Genomic DNA, 20,863 nt, shown 5'->3' with positions numbered 1-20,863 from the left:
GGCGACCCGGTTGGCCGGCACATCTATCCCGTCAGAGCGGGACTATAACGGGTGAGCTCTCCGTTGTCAATGCGTATGCCACACTCGTTTGCCGATTCGGCTATAGCGGACGCGCTTCTCGTAGCGATGCCGGAATTCGCGCGTGAATGACCGCCCCGATGGGGAGCAGGGCTATCGGCTCACGCTCGCCTGGCACGCCGTGCCGCGCCCGCCTGCGGGGTGGTCTGGAGCAGGTCAACTCCCCTCGGACAAGTGGTGGGCAATAATCTGGGCACGCAGTGCGTTCTGGGAGTGCTCGCGGGCCAGCCGCTCGGCCGCCTCCTCATCGCGCCTGGCGATCGCCTCGTAGATGGCGCGGTGCTCCTGCACTGCGGCGACGGCGCGCTCGGCCGGGCTGAACTCGTGCAGTCCCACCGAGCGGTGCGAGTCGAAGAGGAGCGAGATCAGCTCCGGGAGCCGGGCATGACGCGAGCCTGAGCGCACTAGCCGGTGGAACTGCGTGCTGGCCTCGCCGAGGGCAGCCAGATCGTTCGCCGCCAGGGCCCGCTCCATGCGCTCGACCGTCTCTCGCAGCGCATCGATCTCGGCCGGGCCCATCCGCTGGGCAGCCCGCCGGGCGGCCAGCCCCTCGAGCACACCGCGGATCTCGTAGATTTCGATGAGGTCGTCGATAGTGATCGTCGGCACGACCAGCCCGCGCCGCGGCACGTTCTCAACCAGCCGCTCGGCCTCCAGCCGGCGCAGTGCCTCGCGCACCGGCGTCCTGCTCATGTCGAGGGCGGCGGCCAGCTCGACCTCGACCAGACGCTCGCCCGGCCGGATCACGCCCAGGCGTATCGCGTCGCGAATCGTCCAGTAGGCGATCTCGGCCGCCGCACCGTGGTGAGCGCGCCGCTCCCGTAGCTCCATCAGGCTGGTCCGGCGTTCCTCCAGCGCTCGGCTCACTGCGCACCTCGCGTCCGTCGAGCTTTGCCCTATCCTACCGTATCTGTCCCGGCCAACTGGGCACGACTCGCTCTGTGCTCTGTTGTATACAGTACCATGCATTGACATACGAGTGCGTGCATGCTAGACTGCACCCGACCCGCAGCGCGACACCGCCAGCGCGGGAAACAACCAGGTCAGGGGAGGTAGCGTGGTTACGAGCACACGGGTGTTCCCGTCTTACCGCTTTACCGGGACCCATCGCCAGATCGGCCGCCAGTTCGGCGAGGCCTGTGCTGAGCTGATCCACCGTCATCGCGACCTGGCGCTCGCCCGATTGCAGAAGCGGAGCGGCATCGCGCCCGAGCAGGCGCTCGCGAAAGCCATGCGCTATCGCCCGTTCGTCCGTGACCACGCGCCCTTCTTCGACGAGGAGATCCAGGGCATCGCCGAGGGCGCCGGGATCTCCCTGGCCGAAGCCTACATGCTCCAGTTGCGCGCCGAGCTCGCGACACCCGTCGAGCCGGGCGACGAGTGCACGACCTTTGCCATCCTCGCCGAGGCGAGCGCCGACGGCACACCGCTGATCGGCCAGAATGCCGATCTCCCCGCGTTCTACGCCGAGATCGGGGTCGTCGTCGAGCTGGTTCCGGATGACGGGCCGGCCGTCTTGATGCTCACGCCGGCTGGCCAGGTCTCCTACATCGGCATCAACGAGCGTGGCCTCGGCGTGTTCGCCAACTACGTCACCTGCGACGGCTGGCGCGTCGGCTTCCCTCGCTACCTGCTCTCCCGGCTGGCGCTGCTCTACGAACGGGTGGACGACGCGATCGCCGCCGTGCGCCGCGTCCCGAGGGCATCCTCGCGTAACCTGATCATGCTCGATGCTAGCGGCACGGCGGCCGATCTGGAGACGACGCCGACACAGGACGCGCGCCTCGACCCAGTAGACGGCTTGCTCGTCCACAGTAACCACTACATCGCCAGGGAACTCCTCGAGGAGGAGCGCTCGACCGGCCGGCATCTCGAGAACTCCCGTGTCCGCCTGCAGCGGATGCAAGAGCTGCTCCAGACTCAGCGCGGCCAGCTCAACGTCGCATCGCTGCAGGACATCCTCCGCGACCGCGCCTGCTATCCAGACGCGCTCTGCCGGATGCCCGGCGACGACGAGGAGTCCGACATCATCACCTTCGCCTCGGTGATCGCGCGGCCGACCCATGGCGAGTTCTGGGCAGCGGTCGGCCCACCGAACCAGCACCCGTACCACCGCTATGCCTTTCGCACAGCAGGAGGATCGGATGTCCAGTAAGCGTTGGCGACGTCCGCGCGGATCGAGGTGACGACTGCGAGGGGGACGGATGTCCCGCTTGCCCCCCGTGGGGCATCGGGAGCGGCGTCAGGCGCTCCCTGCGCTCTCGAGCGAGCCGGCGGCCTGAGGGCAACGAGAGGAGGACGAGGTATGGAAGATCGCCAGTTCCGGGCCGCACAACAGCTTATCCGTGACGTGCTGGCGGGTCGGTTGACCCGCCGGGAGGTCATCCGCCGAGGCGCGGCGATCGGTCTGTCGTGGACGATCGTCAGCACGCTGCTGGCGGCTTGCGGTGGTGGCGAAGGTGGTGAGACACCCCAGCCGACCGCTGCCGGCGCGCGCTCGACGCCGACAGGCGGAGGCGTCGACACACCCGTGGCTGCCTCGACGGCGACACCGGGAGCTGCCGGTACGCCGAAGCGTGGCGGGCGCGCCGTCATCGCCCTGATCCAGGAGCCGGGGCAGATGAACGATTTCTTCAACGGCCAGTCCGGCTCGTTCCTCTCAGTGCTGGCCGTCGAGCCGCTCTTCGTCCCCGACCGCAACGGGGAGTACCAGCCGGTGCTGGCGGCCGAGATCCCGACCCTGGAGAACGGGGGCATCTCCGAGGACTTCCTCACCATCACCTACAAGCTCAGAGACGGCATCACCTGGAGCGACGGGCAGCCCTTCACCGCAGAGGACATCGTCTTCACCGTCGAGGTGTACCAGAACCCAGAGAGCACGCCGCAAGTCGGCGCGGCCTGGGAGAAGATCGAGTCCGCCCGGGCCATCGATCCATTGACGGTCGAGGTGAAGATGTCCGAGATCAACCCGGGCTATCTGGATCTCTTCCAGCAGGTCCTGCCCAAGCACAAGTTCGAGTCGACGGCGATCACCCAGGAGCACCCGCTCGCTCGCTTGCCGCTCGGCACCGGCCCCTTCGTGTTCGTCGACTGGAAGACCGGAGACCAGATCACGCTGGAGCGCAATCCCAATTACCGCGACCCCGAGAAGCCGTATCTCGATGGCATTACGATCAAGGTCACGCCTGAGAAGGAAGCGGCCATCGCCTCGTTCGTCAATGGCGAGTTCGACTATGTCTACTTCATCGTGACGGGAGACCTCCCCACGCTGGTGACCGCCGAGCAGGAGGGCAAGCCGGTTCACGTGGAGCTGCTCGAGGGAGGAGCCAGCGTCGAGTGGCTCTGGTTCAATCTCTCTGACAACGGCGATCCCACTAAGCCTCACCCGGTACTCGGAGACCCGGCTATCCGCGAGGCGATCGACTATGCGATCGACCGGCAGGCGATCATCGACCAGGTGCTTGGCGGATTCGGATCTCTCACCGGCGCATTTATCTACGCGGGCTGGGCTGCCGTGGATCGACCGCCGACCCCGTACGACCCGGAGAAGGCCAAGCAGATTCTGGATGCGGCTGGCTGGGTGCCGGGTGGCGACGGCATTCGAGTCAAGAACGGCGTGCGGGCGAGCCTGCGCTACCAGACGATCGCTGGCGACCAGACGCGCGAGCTCTACCAGCAGCTCGTGCAGCAGAACTGCAAGGACGTCGGGATCGAGCTGCGCATCGAGAATGTCCCGTCGAACACGATCTTCGGGAGCTGGCAGGAGGGCGGCCTGCTGGCGCGCGGCAACTACGACATCGTGATGAGCCGCGACGGCTACGAGGTCGATCCTGCCGACTGGGCCGCTATCTTCACTAGCGCGTCCATCCCGAGCGAGCAGAACCCAGGCGGCTTCACGTACTGTCACTGGCGCAACGCCGAGTTCGACGCCGCGGTCGAAGAGGCGAACTCGACGCTCGACCCGGAGGTTCGCCGCCAGGCCTACCAGCGGGCGGTCGAGATCTTCGCTCGGGAGCGGCCGGCGCTGCCGCTCTACCGCTCGGCCTCAGCGGATGCGTGGAGCACCCGCCTGAAAGGCATTAAGTCGATCTGGTTCAATCCACGCGGGACACTGTACAGCGCAGCCGACTGGTACCTAGAGGAGTAACCCGGCTCTGGGTCGGCCGCGGGGGCGAAGACGGGATCGACGTTCTCCGCCCCCGCGAGTTGTGCCCGGCCGAAGGCAGAGAGAGATGACGTCGTACGTCGTCCGCCGCGTGCTGCAAGCCGTTCCGCTGCTCGCCGGCATCAGCGTGCTGATCTACGTGTTGCTCCAGATGACGCCTGGTGGCCCGCTGGCGATCGCTGAGAATCCCGGCAGTGCCGGTCGGGTCACGGCGGAGCAGTTGGAGCGCCTGCGCAACCGGTACGGCCTGGACGATCCCCTCTACGTCCGCTATCTCCGCTGGGCCGCCGACCTGCTCCGGGGCGACTTCGGGACATCCTTCAACACCGGCCGGCCGGTGCTGGAGATGATCGGTGAGCGGATCCCCGTGACCTTCCTGGTGACCGGGCTCTCCTTCCTCGTCACGCTCCTGCTGGCCTTCCCGATCGGGATCGTCTCCGCAGTACGCCAGTATTCGGTCTTCGACTACCTTTCGACCAGCGTTGCGTTCCTCGGTGTGTCCATCCCCAGCTTCTGGCTGGCATTGATGCTGCTCTACGTGTTCACCTTCACGCTGGGCTGGCTCCCCTCCTTCGGGCTCGAGGATCCACGCCAGGACTACGAGGGACTCGTCGCGCTCTGGGATCGAGCGCGCCACCTGGTCATGCCCGTCACTGTGCTGGCGCTCGTCTCCACCGCCAGCTTGACCCGCTACATCCGCGCCGCCATGCTCGACGCCATCGGGCAGGACTACACGCGCACCGCGCGGGCCAAAGGGTTGAGCGAGCGCGTGGTCATCCTCCGGCATGCCCTCAAGAACGGGGCGATCCCGATCGTGACGATCCTGGCGCTGGAGATCCCCGACCTCTTCATCGGCTCGGTCATCGTCGAATCGATCTTCGCGATCCCGGGCATGGGCCGCCTCTTCGTCGAGTCGGCGCACCTCCGGGACTATCCAGTCCTGATGGGGATCCTGATGATCGCCTCACTGCTCGTGATCCTCTTCAACCTCCTGGCTGACGTGCTCTACGCCGTGCTCGATCCGAGGATCCGCTACCGATGAGCGAGGCGACGAAGGGCGACCGGCTCGAAGGAGCGCACGTGCTCGAACAGGCTAGACTCCATGGACCCAGCGTGCCGTCCCTGGCTTCCCACGAGCGGCCACGCTCCCTCTGGTCTGATGCCTGGCGGCAGTTCCGGCGACATCGTCTCGCCCTCGCGGGGCTGTTCACGCTCGCCTCGATCGTGCTCGCGGTCATCGCCGGGCCAGAGCTGATCCCGTACGACCCGGAGCGCATCGACTTCCGCGCCAAGAGCAGCCCGCCGACACTCGCCCATCCGATGGGGACCGACGAGCTCGGACGCGATCAGCTCGTGCGCGTGCTCGATGGCGGCCGGGTCTCGCTGGCGGTCGGGCTGGCGGTGGTACTGGTGGCGATGTCGGTCGGGGTAGCGATCGGGGCAATTGCTGGGTACGCAGGGGGATGGGTCGATAATGCGCTCATGCGCGTCGTCGACGTGTTCTACTCGATGCCTGGTCTGTTCGTGATCATTCTACTGGTCACGCTGTTAGGGCCGAACTTCTGGACCATCGTGATCTCGCTCGGCCTACTGCGCTGGATGACGACGGCCCGGCTCGTGCGCGCCAGCTTCCTCTCGCTCAAGGAGCAGGAGTTCGTGGAAGCGGCGCGCGCGATCGGAGCGAGTAACGTCCGCATCGTGCTGCGACACATCTTGCCGAACGCGCTCAGCCCCATCATCGTCGCAGCCACGCTCGGCATCGCCGGGGCCATCCTGGCCGAGTCGGCGCTCTCGTTCCTCGGGCTCGGCTTTCAACCTCCGCAGGCCACCTGGGGCCGCATGCTCGAGGAGGCCCAGAAGATGGTGATCCACGAGGGGCACTGGTGGCGCGGCTTCTTCCCCGGGCTCATGATTTTCCTCACCATCATCTCGATCAACTTCGTCGGTGACGGGCTGCGGGATGCGCTCGACCCGCGTCGCCTCGAACGCTCGTGAGACCGTGAGACGCGAGCGAGGGCAAGAGAGGAGATCGCATGAGCATGACGCGCCGCACCCAGCATCGCACCGGCTACGGGATCGGGCCGACGACGCTGTTCGCCTCGCGTGCCGACCAGCGCTTTTCCTTTTGCCTCTACGTCCCCACGAGCTATCACGAAACCGGCACGCGGCACTATCCCCTCGCGGTCGTCGTGCACGGCACCAACCGGCCAGCGCTCCAGTACCGCGATGCCTTCGCCGACTTCGCCGAAGCGCAGGAGTGCATCGTCCTCGCGCCGCTGTTCCCCGGCGGCATCGATCAGCCCGGCGAGATCCACAACTACAAATTCATCACGTACCGCGATATCCGGTTCGACCTGGTGCTGCTCGCCATGATCGACGAGGTCGCCGAGGTCTACCGGATCGACAAGCGACGCTTCCTCCTCCACGGGTTCTCGGGCGGTGGCCAGTTCGCCCACCGGTTCTTCTACCTTCACCCGGAGCGCCTCCTCGGCATCTCGATCGGCGCTCCCGGCGTGGTCACGCTGCTCGACGAGCGTCGAGACTGGTGGCTCGGCGTGCGCGACGTCGAGCAGAAGTTCGGGCGACCGCTCGATTACGAAGCGATGCGCCAGGTGCCGGTGCAGATGGTGATCGGGGCTGAGGACACTGATAACTGGGACATCATCCTGGCTCCAGATAGCCCGCTCTGGCAGGACTACTGGATGCCGGGAGCCAACGATGCCGGGCAGACTCGCGTCGAGCGACTCGAAGCTCTGCGCGCGAGCTTCGAGCGTGCCGGGATCGCTGTTCGTTTCGACGTCGTGCCAGGAGTGGCCCACGAGGGGTTCAAGATCCTCGAACCGGTGAAGGAATTCTTCGCCGCTGTCCTCGAGGGGTACCGGGGTGCAGGGTCGCGGTGAGTCAGGCACGCTCGCTCGGCACCAGCGGTACCGGCGGCGCCACGATCCGGCCGGGGTCGACCGGGAGCGAGGCTAAGGCAGCGGCATTGGCACGCTCGAACTCCTCGAGATAGCTCTGGAGGTCGCGGAGCTGCACCGGCGACGGGTCGCCGTCGAACCAGGCGACCAGTCGAGTGCGCTCGCCTCGTACCACCGAGACGACCGCGCCCTCGGCCAGCGCCGTCTTCTGCACCGGAGCCCCGAACATCTCCTCAGCCAGGGAGTCCAGCGCCGACATCATCCCAGCGGTGAGCGCTTCGTCCAGCGGGAAGTGACCCCAGGAGAAGACCGGCGTCCCCGCCGGGTCGATCACGGTGAGCATCACCAGCTCGGCCCGTGGGAGAGTCGTCATAACTGCTGGAGGTGGCGGCGCTGGCTGGGCGATCGGAAGGCGCTGCGTCCAGGCCGCCAGCTCGCGCTCCAGCTCAGACAGGTAGCGCAGAAGCGACTGCTCGGCCTGGCTGAACTGCCCCAGGCTCAGCTCCCCGAGCCCGAGGAGATGACGCAGATGCGCCAGCCGAGCGTGCACGGCATGGATCTGCTCTTCCAGCTCGGTCATCCGCGCGCGGCGCTGGCGCTCGGCCATCGCCACCCGTGCCGCCTCCCACATGCGCGCCAGGCGGTGCTCCCAGAGCGCGCGCGCCTCCTCGCGGAGCACGGGCTCGTCCGGCCGCTGGGGAGCCGCTCTCAGCGGATGCTCGGGCCAGTCAGCGTTTAGGAATGCCCGCACATCGGCAGTCCGCCCAGCGAGCGCGATCGCCAGACCAGCGAGGCTGAGGAGCCAGATGCCCACCGAGACGAGCGATGGAACCAGGATGAGCGAGCGGTCGAGACCAGGCGCCCAGGGGACACCGGCGAGCAGGGTAAAGGCAACGGCGATCGCCAGCCGCAGGGCGAGAGTCAGCTCGAACCCGGCTCGCGCCGCGGCCAGCCCGAGGAGCAACGCGGTGACCACCGCCGCGCGGGCGAGGTGCAGAGCCAGCGCCACCCGAGCGTGCCGGAGCACGAAGGGCCGCTGCAGCGGCGAGATCACGATCAGCAGCGCGCCAGCGCCGAGATAGGCAGCCGCTGCCAGCAGCCGGCTCGGCCAGGATGGCCGGGTAAGGGAGCTTTGCCCGCCGGGAGTGCGCAGCTCGACCACCTCGCTCCTCCATAACCGGACGGCGATACCGTCGCCTTCATTCTCCGATCCGCGCGCGGCTTTTATGGTATGATAGCGCCAGGAGGCGACCATGGGTACTCGCGTCGCGGCGTCGCTGCCGCGCAACGGCACGCGGCAGACCATCCTGAACCTCCTCAAGAAGAGCGACGGGCTGACTGCCGACCAGCTCGCCGACCAGCTCGGCATTACGACCATGGCAGTCCGCAAGCACCTGGCGACGCTGGAGCGCGAGGGCTTGGTCGAGACGACCCCGAGTCGACGTCCAGTCGGTCGCCCGGCCCGGGTCTACCGGCTGTCGCGGCGGGCCGATGAGCTCTTCCCCAAGCAGTACGACCTGCTGGTAACCGATCTCCTGGCAGACCTGCTCGAGCTGGACGGGCCAGGGAAAGTCGAGATGCTGCTGGCACGCCGTGCTGAGCGGACGCGGGCTGAGCTGGAGCACCGCCTGGCGAGGGCGCGGAGTTTCGACGAGCGCGTGCAGATCCTGGCCCAGGGCATGGACGAGCTGGGGTACCTGGTGGTCTGGGAGAAGCTGGACGACTCCACGTATCTGGTGAGCCAGTACCACTGCCCGATCCGCGAAGTCGCATCTGCCTTCCCAGCAGCATGCCGGCTGGAGGCTGAGATGTATCGCGACCTGCTGGGCGTCGAGATCGAACGCTCCTGTCACCTCTTGACCGGCGGTCACTGCTGCTGCTACGTCATCCGCGCGAAGGACACGCCCGCCGGCGCCTGCGCCTGAGCTGAGCCAGCGAACCGGACTCTCACGCCTGGCGCCCTGACAGCCAGGCGATGACGTCCTCTGGGTTCCGCTGCGGGGGGAAGACCGGGTAGAACACCTTCACGATCTGCCCATCCTCGATGACCAGCGTCAGGCGCTTGATCAGCCGCATACCCTCGACCGTGAACGTCGGCAAGCGTAGCGCCTGAGCGAAGCGCAGATCGGCGTCGCTCAGGAGCTCGAAGGGAAGGCGCAGGCGTTCGACCGCTTCGCGCTGGTAGTCGGTGTCCTGCATGCTGAGGCCGAAGACTCGCGCGCCGAGCGCCTGAAGCTCTTGATAGTGGTCACGAAAGGCGCAGGACTGCGCCGTGCAGCCACGGGCGCCAGGGATCTCGTCCCAGCCGGCCGGCAGCGGCTCGCCAGGCCGCCCGGTGCGGGGATAGCAGTAGACGACCGTCGTCCCCAGCAGCGTCGATAGGTCGACGATCCCACCAGCGGTCGACGGCAGGGGAATAGACGGAACCCGCAACCCCGGCAGGTGATCACAGGCGCCGTCGTCCTCGGGAACCGGGAGATGCTCTGGAAGCTCGTACAGGTTGCCTGCTCGCGCCATCGCAGCGCCTCCGCTCCTCTCCGCTCAGCCGACGATGACAAGGTTATGCGGAGCTCGATTCAGCGACTGCCCGCCTCGCTCGGTCACCAGCACCACGTCCTCGACCCGGTTGCCGAAGCGACCGGGTACCACGACGCTCGGCTCCACGGTGAAGGTCATGTTCGCCTGGAGCACCGTCTGGTCGACGACGTCGAGGTATGGCGGCTCGTGGACGGTCACCCCGATCCCGTGTCCGAGCCGGTGGGTGAATCCCTCGCCGTAGCCGGCCTCCTCGATCACGCGGCGGGCGATGGCGTTCACCTCCGCCGCCGTGACCTGGCCAGCCCGCATCGCGCTCATCGCCTCGGCCTGGGCCTGGAGCACCAGCGCGTGGACCCGGCGGTACTCCTCCGGCGGCTCGCCGACGAAGGCGCAGCGGCCGAAGTCGGAACAGTAGCCGTCGAGCACGCAGCCGAAGTCGAACATCACCGAGTCGCCATGCCGCAGCCGGCGCCCGGTGCTGGAGCGCGTCGTGCCCTCGCGGCCCGGCTCACCGCCACCGATGAAGAACACGCCGGTCTCGAACGAGGTGTACTCGGCGCCGAGGAGAGCGAACTGCCGCTCGATCTCCAGCGCGACCTCCAGCTCGGTCACCCCGGGGACGAGCTGCCGGGCAACCGCCTCGAAGACCTGGTCGGCCAGCGCGGCTGCCCGGCGCATGGCGGCGATCTCCTCCTCGTCTTTGATCATCCGCAGCGGCGCCATCAGGTCGGACGCCAGCGAGAACGTGGCCTCCGGCAGGAACTGGCGCAGCTCCAGGGCGGTCCGAGCCCAGAGCCGCTCATCGAGCGCCACGCGTCGAGGAGAGCCGGCGACAGCCTGCACGGCGCTCCGCAGCACCGCTGCTGGGTCTTCGGACTCGAGGATCAGTCGCACCTCGCGCACCCAGGGCTTTCCCTGCGCCTCCTCGCTGTAGAAACTGCCACCCATGCGCGGGGCCAGCACCACGACGCCGTCTCGCCGGCCGACCAGCGCGATGCTGGCCCAATCCCCGTAGGCGTTATGGTCGGTGCCGTGCTCGAGCGGCCGGCGGATGCCGGTCAGGTAGAAGAGGTTGGCTCCGCGGGTCAGGCAGACCAGGTCTACGCCGGCCTGCTCCATCCGCGCCTGGAGCGCGTCGATCCGTCGCCGGAAGTCCATCGCGGTCTCCTCTCGCAAGCGCTCTCCTCCGCGCTTCCGCAGTATATGACGGATAGCCCGCGCGACACACCACCGGACGGTTCTGTGTAGTAGCGCCCGTAGCCGGTGCTCGTTCAGCCGACCCCGTGCCTGGGCCTGTCAGCCGTGCGAGAATGCGGCTGTGAGCGGCAGAGCCACGGGAGGGGAGCAGGCGATGGCACACCGAGCGAGCTCGCGACCGGAGCACGGCGTGGTCGTGGCGCTCGACCTGATGGTTCCGATGCGCGACGGCGTGCGGCTGGCGACCGATGTCTATTTCCCGGCCCAGGGCGGGGTCGCCCTGCCAGGGCCCTTCCCGACACTCCTGATCCGCACGCCGTACGACAAGCGTGGGCAGGAGACGGCGGTGAAGATGGGCGAATACTTCGCCCGGCGCGGCTACGCAGTGGCGATCCAGGACTGCCGTGGCCGCTACCGCTCCGAGGGCAGCTTTACGTTCCTGGTGCAGGAGCCGGAGGACGGCTACGACACCGTCGTCTGGCTGACCCAGCAGCCCTGGTGCAACGGCAAGGTCGGCACGCTGGGCACCTCCTACCTGGCCTGGGTGCAGAACGCGCTCGCCTGCCTGAATCCGCCCGGGTTGGCGGCCATGTACGTCAACCAGGGCGGGGCTAGCGCCTACCACAGCTCGGTGCGGCACAACGGCGCCTTCGAGCTGCGCTTTATGGCTTGGGCTTTCATGGGTGCGGCCACCAGCCCCGAGGCAATGGCCGACCCGACGATCCAGGCGGCGCTGACCTCGACCCGCTTCCGCGATTGGCTAGGCCGGCTGCCGCTCCGGACCGGACTCAGCCCGCTCAGCTTGGTACCCGCGTACGAGCGCTGGATGTTCGACATCTGGACGCGCGGCGACTACGACGAGTACTGGGAGCAGCCCGGCTTCAACTTCCTCGCCCACGTCGACCGTCATGCCGACGTGCCGATGCTCTTCTGCGGCGGCTGGTACGACTCCTACACCCGCTCGACGCTCGAGAACTTCGTCGCCTTCTCACGCCGCAAGCGCGGGCCGGTGCGGGCCATCGTCGGCCCCTGGACGCACGGCACCGAGACCCCCGACCTCACCTACGCCGGCGACATCGAGCTCGGCCCGGCCGCCTCGATCGCCGGCAACCTAGCGGAAGACGTCTACGACCACCACCTCCGGTTCTTCGACTGGTGGCTCAAAGGCCTGGACACCGGCATGGCCGAGGAGCCGCCGCTCCGGATCTTCGTCATGGGTGGCGGGGACGGCCACCGCACGCCGCAGGGCCGGCTCTACCACGGTGGGGCCTGGCGGGAGGAGCGCGAGTGGCCGCTCGCCCGCGCGGTCGACACCCCCTTCTACCTGCAACCCGGTGGTGGGCTGTCGACCCGCCCGCCGGAGGTCGACGAGGCGTCGACCAGCTTCCGCTTCGACCCGACTGACCCAGTACCGACGATCGGCGGCAACATCTCCTCCCTGGCCGACTTCTACCCGGTGCCTCCGGAGATCGCAGCCCGCGTGCGGTTAGAGGAGCGATGGGCCAGCATCGTGGCCGTCGGCGGGCAGGACCAGCGCACGAGCCCGGCCGTCTTCGGTGCCCGGCCGCCGTACCTGCCGCTCGCCAGCCGGCCCGACGTGCTGGTGTTCCAGACAGAGCCGCTCGCCGAGCCCGTCGAGGTCACCGGGCCGATCACGGCGGTGCTCTGGGTCTCCTCCTCGGCACCGGACACCGACATCACGGTCAAGCTAGTCGACGTCTACCCACCCAACCCGGACTACCCGGAGGGCTACGCGCTGAACCTCTCGGACAGCATTTTCCGCCTGCGCTACCACGCGGGCTGGGATCGACCACAGGCGTTGGAGCCGGGGCGAGTCTACCGGATCGAGATCCCGCTCTACCCGACCAGCAACCTCTTCGGGGCCGGCCACCGCATCCGGGTCGATATCTCGAGCAGCAACTTCCCGCGCTTCGACGTCAACCCGAACACCGGCGAGCCGCTGGGCCAGCACACGCGCACGCAGGTGGCCATCAACACGATCCACCACGATCGCGCCCACCCCTCGCACCTGCTGCTGCCACTCGTCCCGCGCTGACGAGTGCGAGGGGATCTCGCTGCGTGGACCCCTCATTCCGTCACGAGGGCCATCCTGGGGAGATCGAAGGGTTGCTCCAGCGATGTGGACGAGGCATTGCGCCATCGCGGCACCCCGCGCGGTGTGCCGAGCGCGCCCTGATGGCCAAACAGATGACCAGGACAGATAGCTCGGAGCGTCCGTACGCAGGGCTTGCCAGGAGCACAGCACTCCGCTACACTAGGCTCGGGCTGTACGTATAGCTCAGGTGTTCCAAGAGACGGCGGCAGGCGCGGGCTTCGAGTCGACGAGTGTGCCTTTCTGACAAATCTAGACACGGGTGCGAACAGCGACTACACTAGATCTTGGGTCACGAAGGCGCCTCGGCCCAAGATATCGTGGTCGCGGGGTCATACCTCGCCGAATTCGGCGTTCGGGCCACCCCTGCCCGCAGCGAGACCGGAATCCCGAAGATCACCCGATCGAGGCCGAGCCGGTGGATAGTCGGGTCCTCTGGTCCAGCGGGCATCCTGGAACCGGCGAGATGCCGCCGGCGCAACAGCGGAGGACATCTGTTTCGGTCAGTGTGGGGGAACGAGAGTCATGGCGCAGCGAGCCAAGGCGACCAAGAGTGAGACAGCCAGCACCGCCAGACGGCCGGGAGGGCTCCGGATCGCCCGGGTGTTCACCCGGGCGGGTCAGAACCCCTACGAGACGATCCCCTGGACGCGGCGCACCTCCCGGATCACCAACCCGGACGGCTCGGTCGTCTTCGAGATGACCGACGCCGAGGTGCCCGAGCCCTGGTCACAGGTCGCGACCGATATCGTCGTCTCGAAGTACTTCCGCAAGGCCGGCGTCCCGCAGTACGACGAGCAGGGCAACTCGATCCTCGACGAGCACGGGCAGCCGGTGCTCGGCCCCGAGCGCAGCGTGCGCCAGGTCGTCCGGCGGCTGGTGGGCTGCTGGCGCGACTGGGGCGAGCGCTACGGCTACTTCGCCACGCCGGAGGACGCCCAGGCGTTCGAGGACGAACTGACCTACATGCTCCTCCACCAGATGGCCGCGCCCAACTCGCCCCAGTGGTTCAACACCGGGCTGTACTGGGCCTACGGCATCACCGGCCCCGCCCAGGGCCACGCCTACGTCGACCCCGACACTGGCGAGCTGAAGAAGTCCACCGACGCCTACTCCCGCCCCACCCCGCACGCCTGCTTCATCCAGTCGGTCGAGGACGACCTGGTCAACCCCGGCGGAATCTTCGACCTGGTGATGCGCGAGGCGCGCGTCTTCAAGTACGGCTCCGGCTCCGGCACCAACTTCTCCAAGATCCGGGCTGAGGGCGAGCCGCTCTCCGGCGGCGGCACCTCCTCCGGCTTGATGAGCTTCCTGAAGGTCTTCGACCGGGCGGCCGGCGCCATTAAGAGCGGCGGCACCACGCGCCGGGCAGCTAAGATGGTCGTGGTCGATATCGACCACCCGGACATCGAGAAGTTCATCCGCTGGAAGGCCGAGGAGGAGAAGAAGGTCGCGGCGCTGATCGCCGCTGGCTACCCGGCCGACTTCAACGGCGAGGCCTACGCCACGGTCTCCGGCCAGAACTCCAACAACTCGGTGCGGGTCACCGACGAGTTCATCCAGGCCGTGCTCAACGACGGGGACTGGCACCTGCGCTGGCGCACCGATGGCCGCGTCTCCAAGACAGTCAAGGCCCGTTACCTGTGGGACCTGATCGCCGAGGCGGCCTGGCAGTGCGCCGACCCGGGCATCCAGTTCGACACGACGATCAACGACTGGCACACCTGCCCGGCCTCTGGCCGCATCAATGCCTCCAACCCGTGCTTCACGGGCGATACGCGCATTCTGACCGAACACGGGTTGATGCGCATCGACGAGCTCGTCGGTGAAGGGATCGAGGGGCGCTTCATCCGCGTCTTGCGGCGTGATGGTAGCCCGTCACGTCCCAGCCAGCTTATGTTGACCGGCGTCAATCCGATTCTCAAGGTAACCCTATCAGATGGGCGAAGACTCCGTACAACGCCAAATCATACGTGGATCCTTCGCGATGGAACCCGTAAGCCCGCTGCGGAGCTGGTCGACGGCGACGAGGTGCTCATTCATGACTTTCCCGTTGAGTACGAGGGCATCTGGGAGCTCCCGATCCGCATTGACCGCCAGTTGGGCGAGCGAAGCCTTCCGGCCATGCCCACGCGATGGTCACCCGAGTTGGCCGAGATTCTCGGCCACCTAATCGGCGATGGCTGCATCGACTCGACCGGCGTCACCGTACTGGTCTACGGCACGCATGAAGATGAGCGGGAGGAGACGGCCGAACGACATAAGCGATGGCTTGAGACGCTCTTCGGCATTGCGGTGAGTGATACGCGTGTTGGGAACGGCTGCCGGCAACTCCGTATCTCCCGACGAGCAGTTGGTCGCTTCTTCGCCGCCCTTGGAGTCAAGACAGCGCGCGCGCACGATAAGCGAGTGCCTAATTCTCTCTTCACGGCACCGAAGGAGATCGTTGCCGCTTTTCTGCGCGGCTACTTCGGCGCTGACGGTACATGCTACGGTCGCGGTGAAATGGGAGAGTGCGAGGTTTCCGCAGCGAGTGCGGCCAGAGGGTTGCTCGAAGACATCCAGCTCCTCCTCCAGCTCTTCGGCATTCGTTCCTCGATTGGTGAGATGCGCGGTGCCGAGAAGGAAGGGTTTGGGGGATATACCTCTCGAGCCTGCTATCGTCTCCGGGTACATCCCCAGGATCTCGAGCGCTTCAGCACTGATATTGGGTTTTCTGTCCGCTACAAGCAGGAGCGGCTTCGGAGCCTTCTGGGCAGCCGGCGAATGAGCAAGGCGGCCGACCGGCCGGTGCACGTCGTACGGGTCGAAGAGGACGGCGAGGAGCTGACCTACAATCTGACCGAGCCACATGATCATGCAGTCTGGGCCAACGGGGTTTATATTGCGCAGTGTTCTGAGTATATGTTCCTCGATGACACTGCCTGCAATTTGGCTTCCCTGAATCTCATGAAGTTCTACGACCCGGAGACGGGCGTCTTCAACGTCGAGACCTTCCGGCACGCCGTCCGGCTCTGGACGGTTGTGCTCGAGATCAGCGTGCTGATGGCCCAGTACCCCAGCGACGCCATCGCCTGGAAGAGCTACGAGTTCCGCACCCTGGGGCTCGGCTACGCCAACTTGGGCTCGCTCCTGATGACCATGGGCCTGCCCTACGACTCCGACGAGGCCCGGGCGATCGCCGCCGCCATCACCGCCATCATGACCGGGGAGGCCTACGCCACCTCAGCCGAGATGGCCGAGGCGCTGGGCCCCTTCCCCGGCTTCGCGCCCAACCGCGAGCACATGCTGCGAGTGATCCGCAACCATCGCCGGGCCGCCTACAACGCCCACCCGGCCGAGTACGAAGGGCTGCACACCCCGCCGGTCGGTTTGAACCCGGCGCACTGCCCGCCGTACCTGGTGCAGGCCGCCCGGCAGGCCTGGGATCGCGCGCTCGAGCTCGGCGAGCGCCACGGCTACCGCAACGCCCAGGTCACGCTGCTGGCGCCGACCGGGACCATCGGCCTGCTGATGGACTGCGACACCACCGGCGTCGAGCCGGACTTCGCGCTGGTCAAGTTCAAGAAGCTGGCCGGTGGCGGCTACTTCAAGATCGCCAACCGCTCGATCGCCCCGGCGCTGCGGCGCCTGGGCTACTCGCCGGAGCAGATCGAGGACATCCTCCGCTACGTGCTCGGCACCCTCTCGCTCGAGGGCGCGCCGCACATCAACCGCGAGTCGCTGCGCCAGCGCGGATTCACCGATAACGATCTGACCCGGATCGAGCAGGCGCTGCCGTCGGTCTTCGAGCTCTCTTTCGCCTTCAGCCCCTGGACGCTGGGCGAGGAGACGATGCGGCGATTGGGGTTCGCGCCGGAGCAGTGGACGCGGCCGGACTTCGACCTGCTGCGCGAGCTGGGCTTCACCCGGCAGCAGATCGAGGAGGCCAACGATGTGATCTGCGGCCGGCAGACCGTCGAGGGAACGCCGCACCTGAAGCCCGAGCACCTGCCGGTGTTCGACTGCGCCAACAAGTGCGGCAAGCACGGCACGCGCTTCATCCATCACCTCGGCCACATCCGGATGATGGCGGCCGTGCAGCCGTTCCTGTCCGGCGCCATCTCCAAGACCATCAACATGCCGAACGAGGTGACGGTGCAGGACGTGGCCGACGCCTACCTGGAGTCCTGGCGACTCGGGCTGAAGGCGTTGGCGATCTACCGCGACGGCTCCAAGCTCTCGCAGCCGCTCTCGACACGGGCCGAGAAGAAGGCCGAAGAGAAGGAGCCGGAGGCCCAGCCGGAGAAGCAGGTCGTGATCGTCGAGCGCCCGCGGCGACGGCCGCTGCCGCCGAAGCGACGCGGCATCACCTACGAGGGGCGGGTAGCCGGCCACAAGATCTACCTGCGGACCGGCGAGTACGAGGACGGCACGCTGGGCGAGATCTTCGTCGACATGCACAAGGAGGGCGCCGCCTTCCGCAGCCTGATGAACTGCTTCGCGATCGCCATCTCCAAGGGCTTGCAGTACGGCGTGCCGCTGGAGGAGTTCGTCGACACCTTCACCTTCCAGCGCTTCGAGCCGCAGGGGCTGGTCGAGGGGCACCCGTACATCAAGATGGCGACCTCGATCGTGGACTACATCTTCCGCGTGCTGGGCTACGAGTACCTGGGCCGCACCGACTTCGTGCAGGTGCAGCCACCGATCCACGGCGGCGATGCCGACGAGGTACCGCCGCGTGGCGGGAGCGTAGCCCCGGCGCCGGAGCAGCGCGCAGGCGAGACCAAGCCACCAGCCGCCGGTTCGCCGCAGAACGGCGCGCACTACCAGAACGGCCAGCGCCAGGAGGCCGAGGAGCTGGTCACCGTGGTCCAGGGGCCGACCCAGGCCGCCGGCCAGCGCGGGCCACGCCCAGCCGACGCGCTGAGCGAGCAGCTCTCGCAGCTCATGGGCGACGCGCCGTTCTGCGATGTCTGCGGCCACATCACGGTGCGCAACGGTTCGTGCTACAAGTGCCTCAACTGCGGCAACAGCCTCGGCTGCAGTTGATCGGGAGATCGAACCCCGCCCTCGAGACGCGGAGCACAAACGAAGCCCGGTGCCCGACTGCGGCACCGGGCTCGTGTTTGACCACAATATTTGAGCAGTCTCTGCAAGATTGGAATAATACGCCTACTTGTCTATTCTACTACTTCGACAGCTACGGCGATGTACACATCAATACCTATTGGGGCGAGAATGACGGCCTTGCTGGATTCGCTGTCCCATACTGCAGCGGCACAACGACCACTGCGTACGACGTCATGGGTAATACCTACTACGATGCACTCTATGGCTACTCTTCAAATCATCGAAGGTCAGTAACTGGTCATGAGCTAGGGCACGGATGGAGTCTTGGCCATATTGCCGATTCGGGTATTGCTCTGCTTGGTAATAATCCAGATTCAGAAATCTACTATACACCGCAACAACTAGATATTGATCTTGTTAACCAGGTATACTGGTAGTATACTGAGGAAGGAGATCCAGGTGGTTTCCCAGAGGGCCTTCATCCGCCTGTCAGTATTATCCCTCGTGCTCGTAGGGCTTGCCGCCCTTACGAGCTGCACGGCACAGCGTACTGGACCGTCACCCACCGGTGGAGAACAGGGGGCAGCGCAGGCCAGCTACATGACCGCGCGCACGCTGGACGAGCTCATCGCCCAGTCGCCGGTGATCGTCGTCGGCCGGGTCATCGGTCCCGGGGAGATCGTCAACATGGCCAGGAAGCCGGGCAACCCGCGTGAACCTGACCCAGAAACCTTCATTCTCGGCCAGGTCTACGATGTTGCCGTCGAGCGCTACCTCAGGCACCGGAGGTGACATTCTGCACGTGGTGCAGAGCGAGGGGTTCATCAATGTGAACCGGATGCCGGTCAGCGAGCAGACCATACAGCAGGCGCGTGAGACCTTTCCGCACATCCCGATGGAGGCTGGGCAGACGTACCTTCTGTTCCTCGCCCCTCTGTCCTGGGATCCGCAGTACCATGCGGGCAGGCTGCATCCCTGGCGGTTTGTCCTCACTCCGGACGGGATGGCGGAGCCGGAAAGCCCGTGGCACGACGCCCCGACGGTCTTCTCGCCGGTACCATCGGAGCGCCTGCGCGGTCAGGTCGAGGAGATGGTCAACCAAGCGGGATAGCACTGGTGGGGTTCTTCATCGGATGGGATCCGGACGCTTAGGCGCCTGCCCCTTGGCTCCCCGCCTCACTGGGCCAGGTCAGGATCCATGTGACCGATCACCAGCCATAGCGTCGATGCTAGGGCGATTCTCCTTCGCCGTTACGCTGCCCGCCATAGGGGTTGACAGACTAACCACAACGTTGTAGAATGACATTGGCCCAAGGAACCGATAAAAGGCAAGGGGGGTCTATGGTCAAGCGATGGTGGGATGTGACCGATGATCACCTTTGGCTTAGAGCTGGATGGGATACACTAACCCCAGCACCACCTAACAGGAATAAGCTTTTCTTGTCGCGAAGAGCCAATCAGTTTAGCACAGATACGCCTGTTTTGCTTAGCGACGATGTTCGCCTTCGGCGAGAGAGATCTTTCGGAATCGTCCAATATCGGACGTTAGTCTACTTCCTCACCGCTGAAGCTACAACAATTCTTGAAAGGCTTGTCTATCCAAAAACTCTTGTTCGACTATCCACTGAAATCCAACACGATGGGATAGCAATAACCCCCGGTGATCTTGGAGCGTTTCTGCAAGAACTTTTCGCTGTTGGTGTTTTAGTGCCGGCTACTGAGTCACAGCAAAAGTCAAATGCCACTATCTACTCAATGAGAGTATCAGTGGATCCCAATATGGTTTATCAATCCCCCTTTGGTCTGGAACTCGAGATAACGAACAAATGTTACCGGAACTGTATATACTGCGCGTACGAGTCTGGTCCGAATCCCAAAATCCCTTGTCAGGTGGAGTTATCGACGGAGCAATGGTTTACCGTGTTTGACGAGATAGAGCGAAATGGTGTTATTGCTGTGGAGTTAACAGGCGGAGATCCTTTTGCAAGGAATGATATATGGGAGATCCTGACATATGCGGACAAGAAGCGTATCATAATGTATATTAACTCGGATTTAAGTATCTTGAAGACAACAGATCTTGAGAGACTGCAAGCAATACAGCATTTAGCGGCGATTCAAACCAGCCTAGACGGTGCAACACCCGAGGTGGCCGACGCATCGCGAGGACGAGGGGCTTGGCAGATCACCGTAAAGCAGCTTGGATTGCTTAGCTCTTTGGGGATACCGATTGGTGTGGGCACAACTGTTCACAAGGGAAATTTTAATACGGTTAGGGAAATAGCTGAGCTTGTTAGCCAGTTTGACGGGCAGTACTATGTTGGTCCAATGTATCCGGTCGGAAGAGGGTCACGCCTATGGCATCTAGTGCTCTCTCCGGATGAATGGGATTGCGCTGTCCGACAGTTCGTCGAGGCAGTTAGAATTGGGCTGGTCATGCCGGCAGATGCGCTTTGGCACAAGCTAATTGATGTGGTTCCTGCCTCGAACCCTGTTCGCGATCAAGTGTACATAACCAATAAGGCGGATCGGACTCTTCGGATTGATCCAACCGGAGCTGTCTACGTCTCAGCCAAGCTTCGTCATTGGTGTCCGAGGTTTCATACTGTTGGCCATGTGACCACTACTTCGCTGCAGCAGATCTGGGAAGGATCAGAGCAATTGCAGGAGCTCCGATCGCTGGCATCCCCCTCTAATCCCTTTAGGGGCATCGATATTCGCGAGATCCCAGGAGCGCTTGTTAGAACCGAAGTGATACCAACATTATCTCGCCTGTAGCCTACTGAACGGATTGGGATATTC

Annotated in this window: 15 protein-coding genes; 11 read left to right on the top strand and 4 right to left on the bottom strand. The window is 65.4% G+C overall.

The annotated features are described in order from the left end of the window. Nucleotides 1-234 precede the first annotated feature (234 nt). The gene (locus NET02_RS03300; RefSeq protein ID WP_284055948.1) at nucleotides 235-945 is read right to left on the bottom strand and encodes a GntR family transcriptional regulator; all 711 of its coding nucleotides are present in this window, start codon (nucleotides 943-945) and stop codon (nucleotides 235-237) included. Nucleotides 946-1,135: 190 nt separating this feature from the next. On the opposite strand from NET02_RS03300, the gene NET02_RS03295 reads away from it, so the two are divergent. The 5 genes from NET02_RS03295 (at nucleotide 1,136) to NET02_RS03275 (ending at nucleotide 7,143) form a co-directional block, all read left to right on the top strand. Next, nucleotides 1,136-2,233 (top strand): C45 family autoproteolytic acyltransferase/hydrolase, encoded by a 1,098-nt coding sequence (locus tag NET02_RS03295; protein ID WP_284055947.1) that lies wholly within the window; start codon nucleotides 1,136-1,138, stop codon nucleotides 2,231-2,233. Nucleotides 2,234-2,383: 150 nt separating this feature from the next. Beyond that, complete coding sequence (locus NET02_RS03290) at nucleotides 2,384-4,225, top strand: peptide ABC transporter substrate-binding protein (protein WP_284055946.1); 1,842 nt, start codon at nucleotides 2,384-2,386, stop codon at nucleotides 4,223-4,225. 85 nt (nucleotides 4,226-4,310) lie between these two features. Then, nucleotides 4,311-5,285, top strand: a complete 975-nt coding sequence (locus NET02_RS03285) for an ABC transporter permease (protein ID WP_284055945.1) — start codon at nucleotides 4,311-4,313, stop codon at nucleotides 5,283-5,285. Beyond that, nucleotides 5,282-6,238 carry an oligopeptide ABC transporter permease gene (gene opp4C / locus NET02_RS03280; RefSeq protein WP_284055944.1) on the top strand — a complete coding sequence of 319 codons (957 nt, stop codon included), beginning with the start codon at nucleotides 5,282-5,284 and terminating at the stop codon, nucleotides 6,236-6,238. Before NET02_RS03285 ends, opp4C begins: the two co-directional genes overlap by 4 nt. A gap of 38 nt (nucleotides 6,239-6,276) precedes the next feature. Further along, entirely contained in the window at nucleotides 6,277-7,143 is an 867-nt protein-coding gene (locus NET02_RS03275; protein WP_284055943.1) for an alpha/beta hydrolase family protein, read from the top strand. 1 nt (nucleotide 7,144) lies between these two features. Here the strand turns inward: NET02_RS03275 and NET02_RS03270 are convergent, their stop codons facing one another. Next, nucleotides 7,145-8,323: a hypothetical protein gene (locus NET02_RS03270; protein WP_284055942.1), complete on the bottom strand. Its 1,179-nt coding sequence runs from the start codon at nucleotides 8,321-8,323 to the stop codon at nucleotides 7,145-7,147. Between the two features lie 91 nt (nucleotides 8,324-8,414). Between NET02_RS03270 and NET02_RS03265 the strand changes: the two genes are divergently transcribed. After that, entirely contained in the window at nucleotides 8,415-9,086 is a 672-nt protein-coding gene (locus NET02_RS03265; protein ID WP_284055941.1) for a helix-turn-helix transcriptional regulator, read from the top strand. 22 nt (nucleotides 9,087-9,108) lie between these two features. Here NET02_RS03265 and NET02_RS03260 read toward each other — a convergent pair whose 3' ends face one another. Beyond that, nucleotides 9,109-9,678 carry a peroxiredoxin gene (locus NET02_RS03260; protein WP_284055940.1) on the bottom strand — a complete coding sequence of 190 codons (570 nt, stop codon included), beginning with the start codon at nucleotides 9,676-9,678 and terminating at the stop codon, nucleotides 9,109-9,111. Nucleotides 9,679-9,702: 24 nt separating this feature from the next. Next, a complete protein-coding gene (locus NET02_RS03255; RefSeq protein WP_284055939.1) occupies nucleotides 9,703-10,857 on the bottom strand; it encodes a M24 family metallopeptidase in 1,155 nt (384 codons plus the stop codon). A 193-nt stretch (nucleotides 10,858-11,050) separates the two neighbouring features. Here NET02_RS03255 and NET02_RS03250 point away from each other — a divergent pair, with 193 nt between their 5' ends. The 5 genes from NET02_RS03250 to NET02_RS03230 all read left to right on the top strand — a co-directional run bounded on the left by NET02_RS03250 (nucleotide 11,051) and on the right by NET02_RS03230 (nucleotide 20,839). Continuing rightward, nucleotides 11,051-12,952 (top strand): CocE/NonD family hydrolase, encoded by a 1,902-nt coding sequence (locus NET02_RS03250; protein ID WP_284055938.1) that lies wholly within the window; start codon nucleotides 11,051-11,053, stop codon nucleotides 12,950-12,952. A gap of 582 nt (nucleotides 12,953-13,534) precedes the next feature. After that, nucleotides 13,535-18,040, top strand: coding sequence for an LAGLIDADG family homing endonuclease (locus tag NET02_RS03245; RefSeq protein WP_284055937.1), 4,506 nt, complete (start codon nucleotides 13,535-13,537; stop codon nucleotides 18,038-18,040). 480 nt (nucleotides 18,041-18,520) lie between these two features. After that, entirely contained in the window at nucleotides 18,521-18,853 is a 333-nt protein-coding gene (locus NET02_RS03240; RefSeq protein ID WP_284055936.1) for a hypothetical protein, read from the top strand. A 10-nt stretch (nucleotides 18,854-18,863) separates the two neighbouring features. After that, nucleotides 18,864-19,172: a hypothetical protein gene (locus tag NET02_RS03235; protein WP_284055935.1), complete on the top strand. Its 309-nt coding sequence runs from the start codon at nucleotides 18,864-18,866 to the stop codon at nucleotides 19,170-19,172. Between the two features lie 230 nt (nucleotides 19,173-19,402). Next, a complete protein-coding gene (locus tag NET02_RS03230; RefSeq protein WP_284055934.1) occupies nucleotides 19,403-20,839 on the top strand; it encodes a radical SAM protein in 1,437 nt (478 codons plus the stop codon). Nucleotides 20,840-20,863: the final 24 nt, after the last annotated feature.

The sequence above is a fragment of the Thermalbibacter longus genome (genome assembly GCF_023806485.1).
In the GTDB taxonomy this organism is placed as follows: domain Bacteria; phylum Chloroflexota; class Chloroflexia; order Thermomicrobiales; family Thermomicrobiaceae; genus Thermalbibacter; species Thermalbibacter longus.
This window is presented reverse-complemented; position numbering and strand designations above follow the sequence as displayed.

Excerpts from the sequence above, each read along its gene's own strand:
- NET02_RS03265 (WP_284055941.1), top strand. The coding sequence starts at position 8,415 with ATGGGTACTCGCGTCGCGGCGTCGCTGCCGCGCAACGGCACGCGGCAG.
- NET02_RS03230 (WP_284055934.1), top strand. The coding sequence starts at position 19,403 with ATGGTCAAGCGATGGTGGGATGTGACCGATGATCACCTTTGGCTTAGA.
- NET02_RS03275 (WP_284055943.1), top strand. The coding sequence starts at position 6,277 with ATGAGCATGACGCGCCGCACCCAGCATCGCACCGGCTACGGGATCGGG.
- NET02_RS03260 (WP_284055940.1), bottom strand. The coding sequence starts at position 9,678 with ATGGCGCGAGCAGGCAACCTGTACGAGCTTCCAGAGCATCTCCCGGTT.
- NET02_RS03255 (WP_284055939.1), bottom strand. The coding sequence starts at position 10,857 with ATGGACTTCCGGCGACGGATCGACGCGCTCCAGGCGCGGATGGAGCAG.
- NET02_RS03250 (WP_284055938.1), top strand. The coding sequence starts at position 11,051 with ATGGCACACCGAGCGAGCTCGCGACCGGAGCACGGCGTGGTCGTGGCG.
- NET02_RS03245 (WP_284055937.1), top strand. The coding sequence starts at position 13,535 with ATGGCGCAGCGAGCCAAGGCGACCAAGAGTGAGACAGCCAGCACCGCC.
- NET02_RS03285 (WP_284055945.1), top strand. The coding sequence starts at position 4,311 with ATGACGTCGTACGTCGTCCGCCGCGTGCTGCAAGCCGTTCCGCTGCTC.
- opp4C (WP_284055944.1), top strand. The coding sequence starts at position 5,282 with ATGAGCGAGGCGACGAAGGGCGACCGGCTCGAAGGAGCGCACGTGCTC.
- NET02_RS03290 (WP_284055946.1), top strand. The coding sequence starts at position 2,384 with ATGGAAGATCGCCAGTTCCGGGCCGCACAACAGCTTATCCGTGACGTG.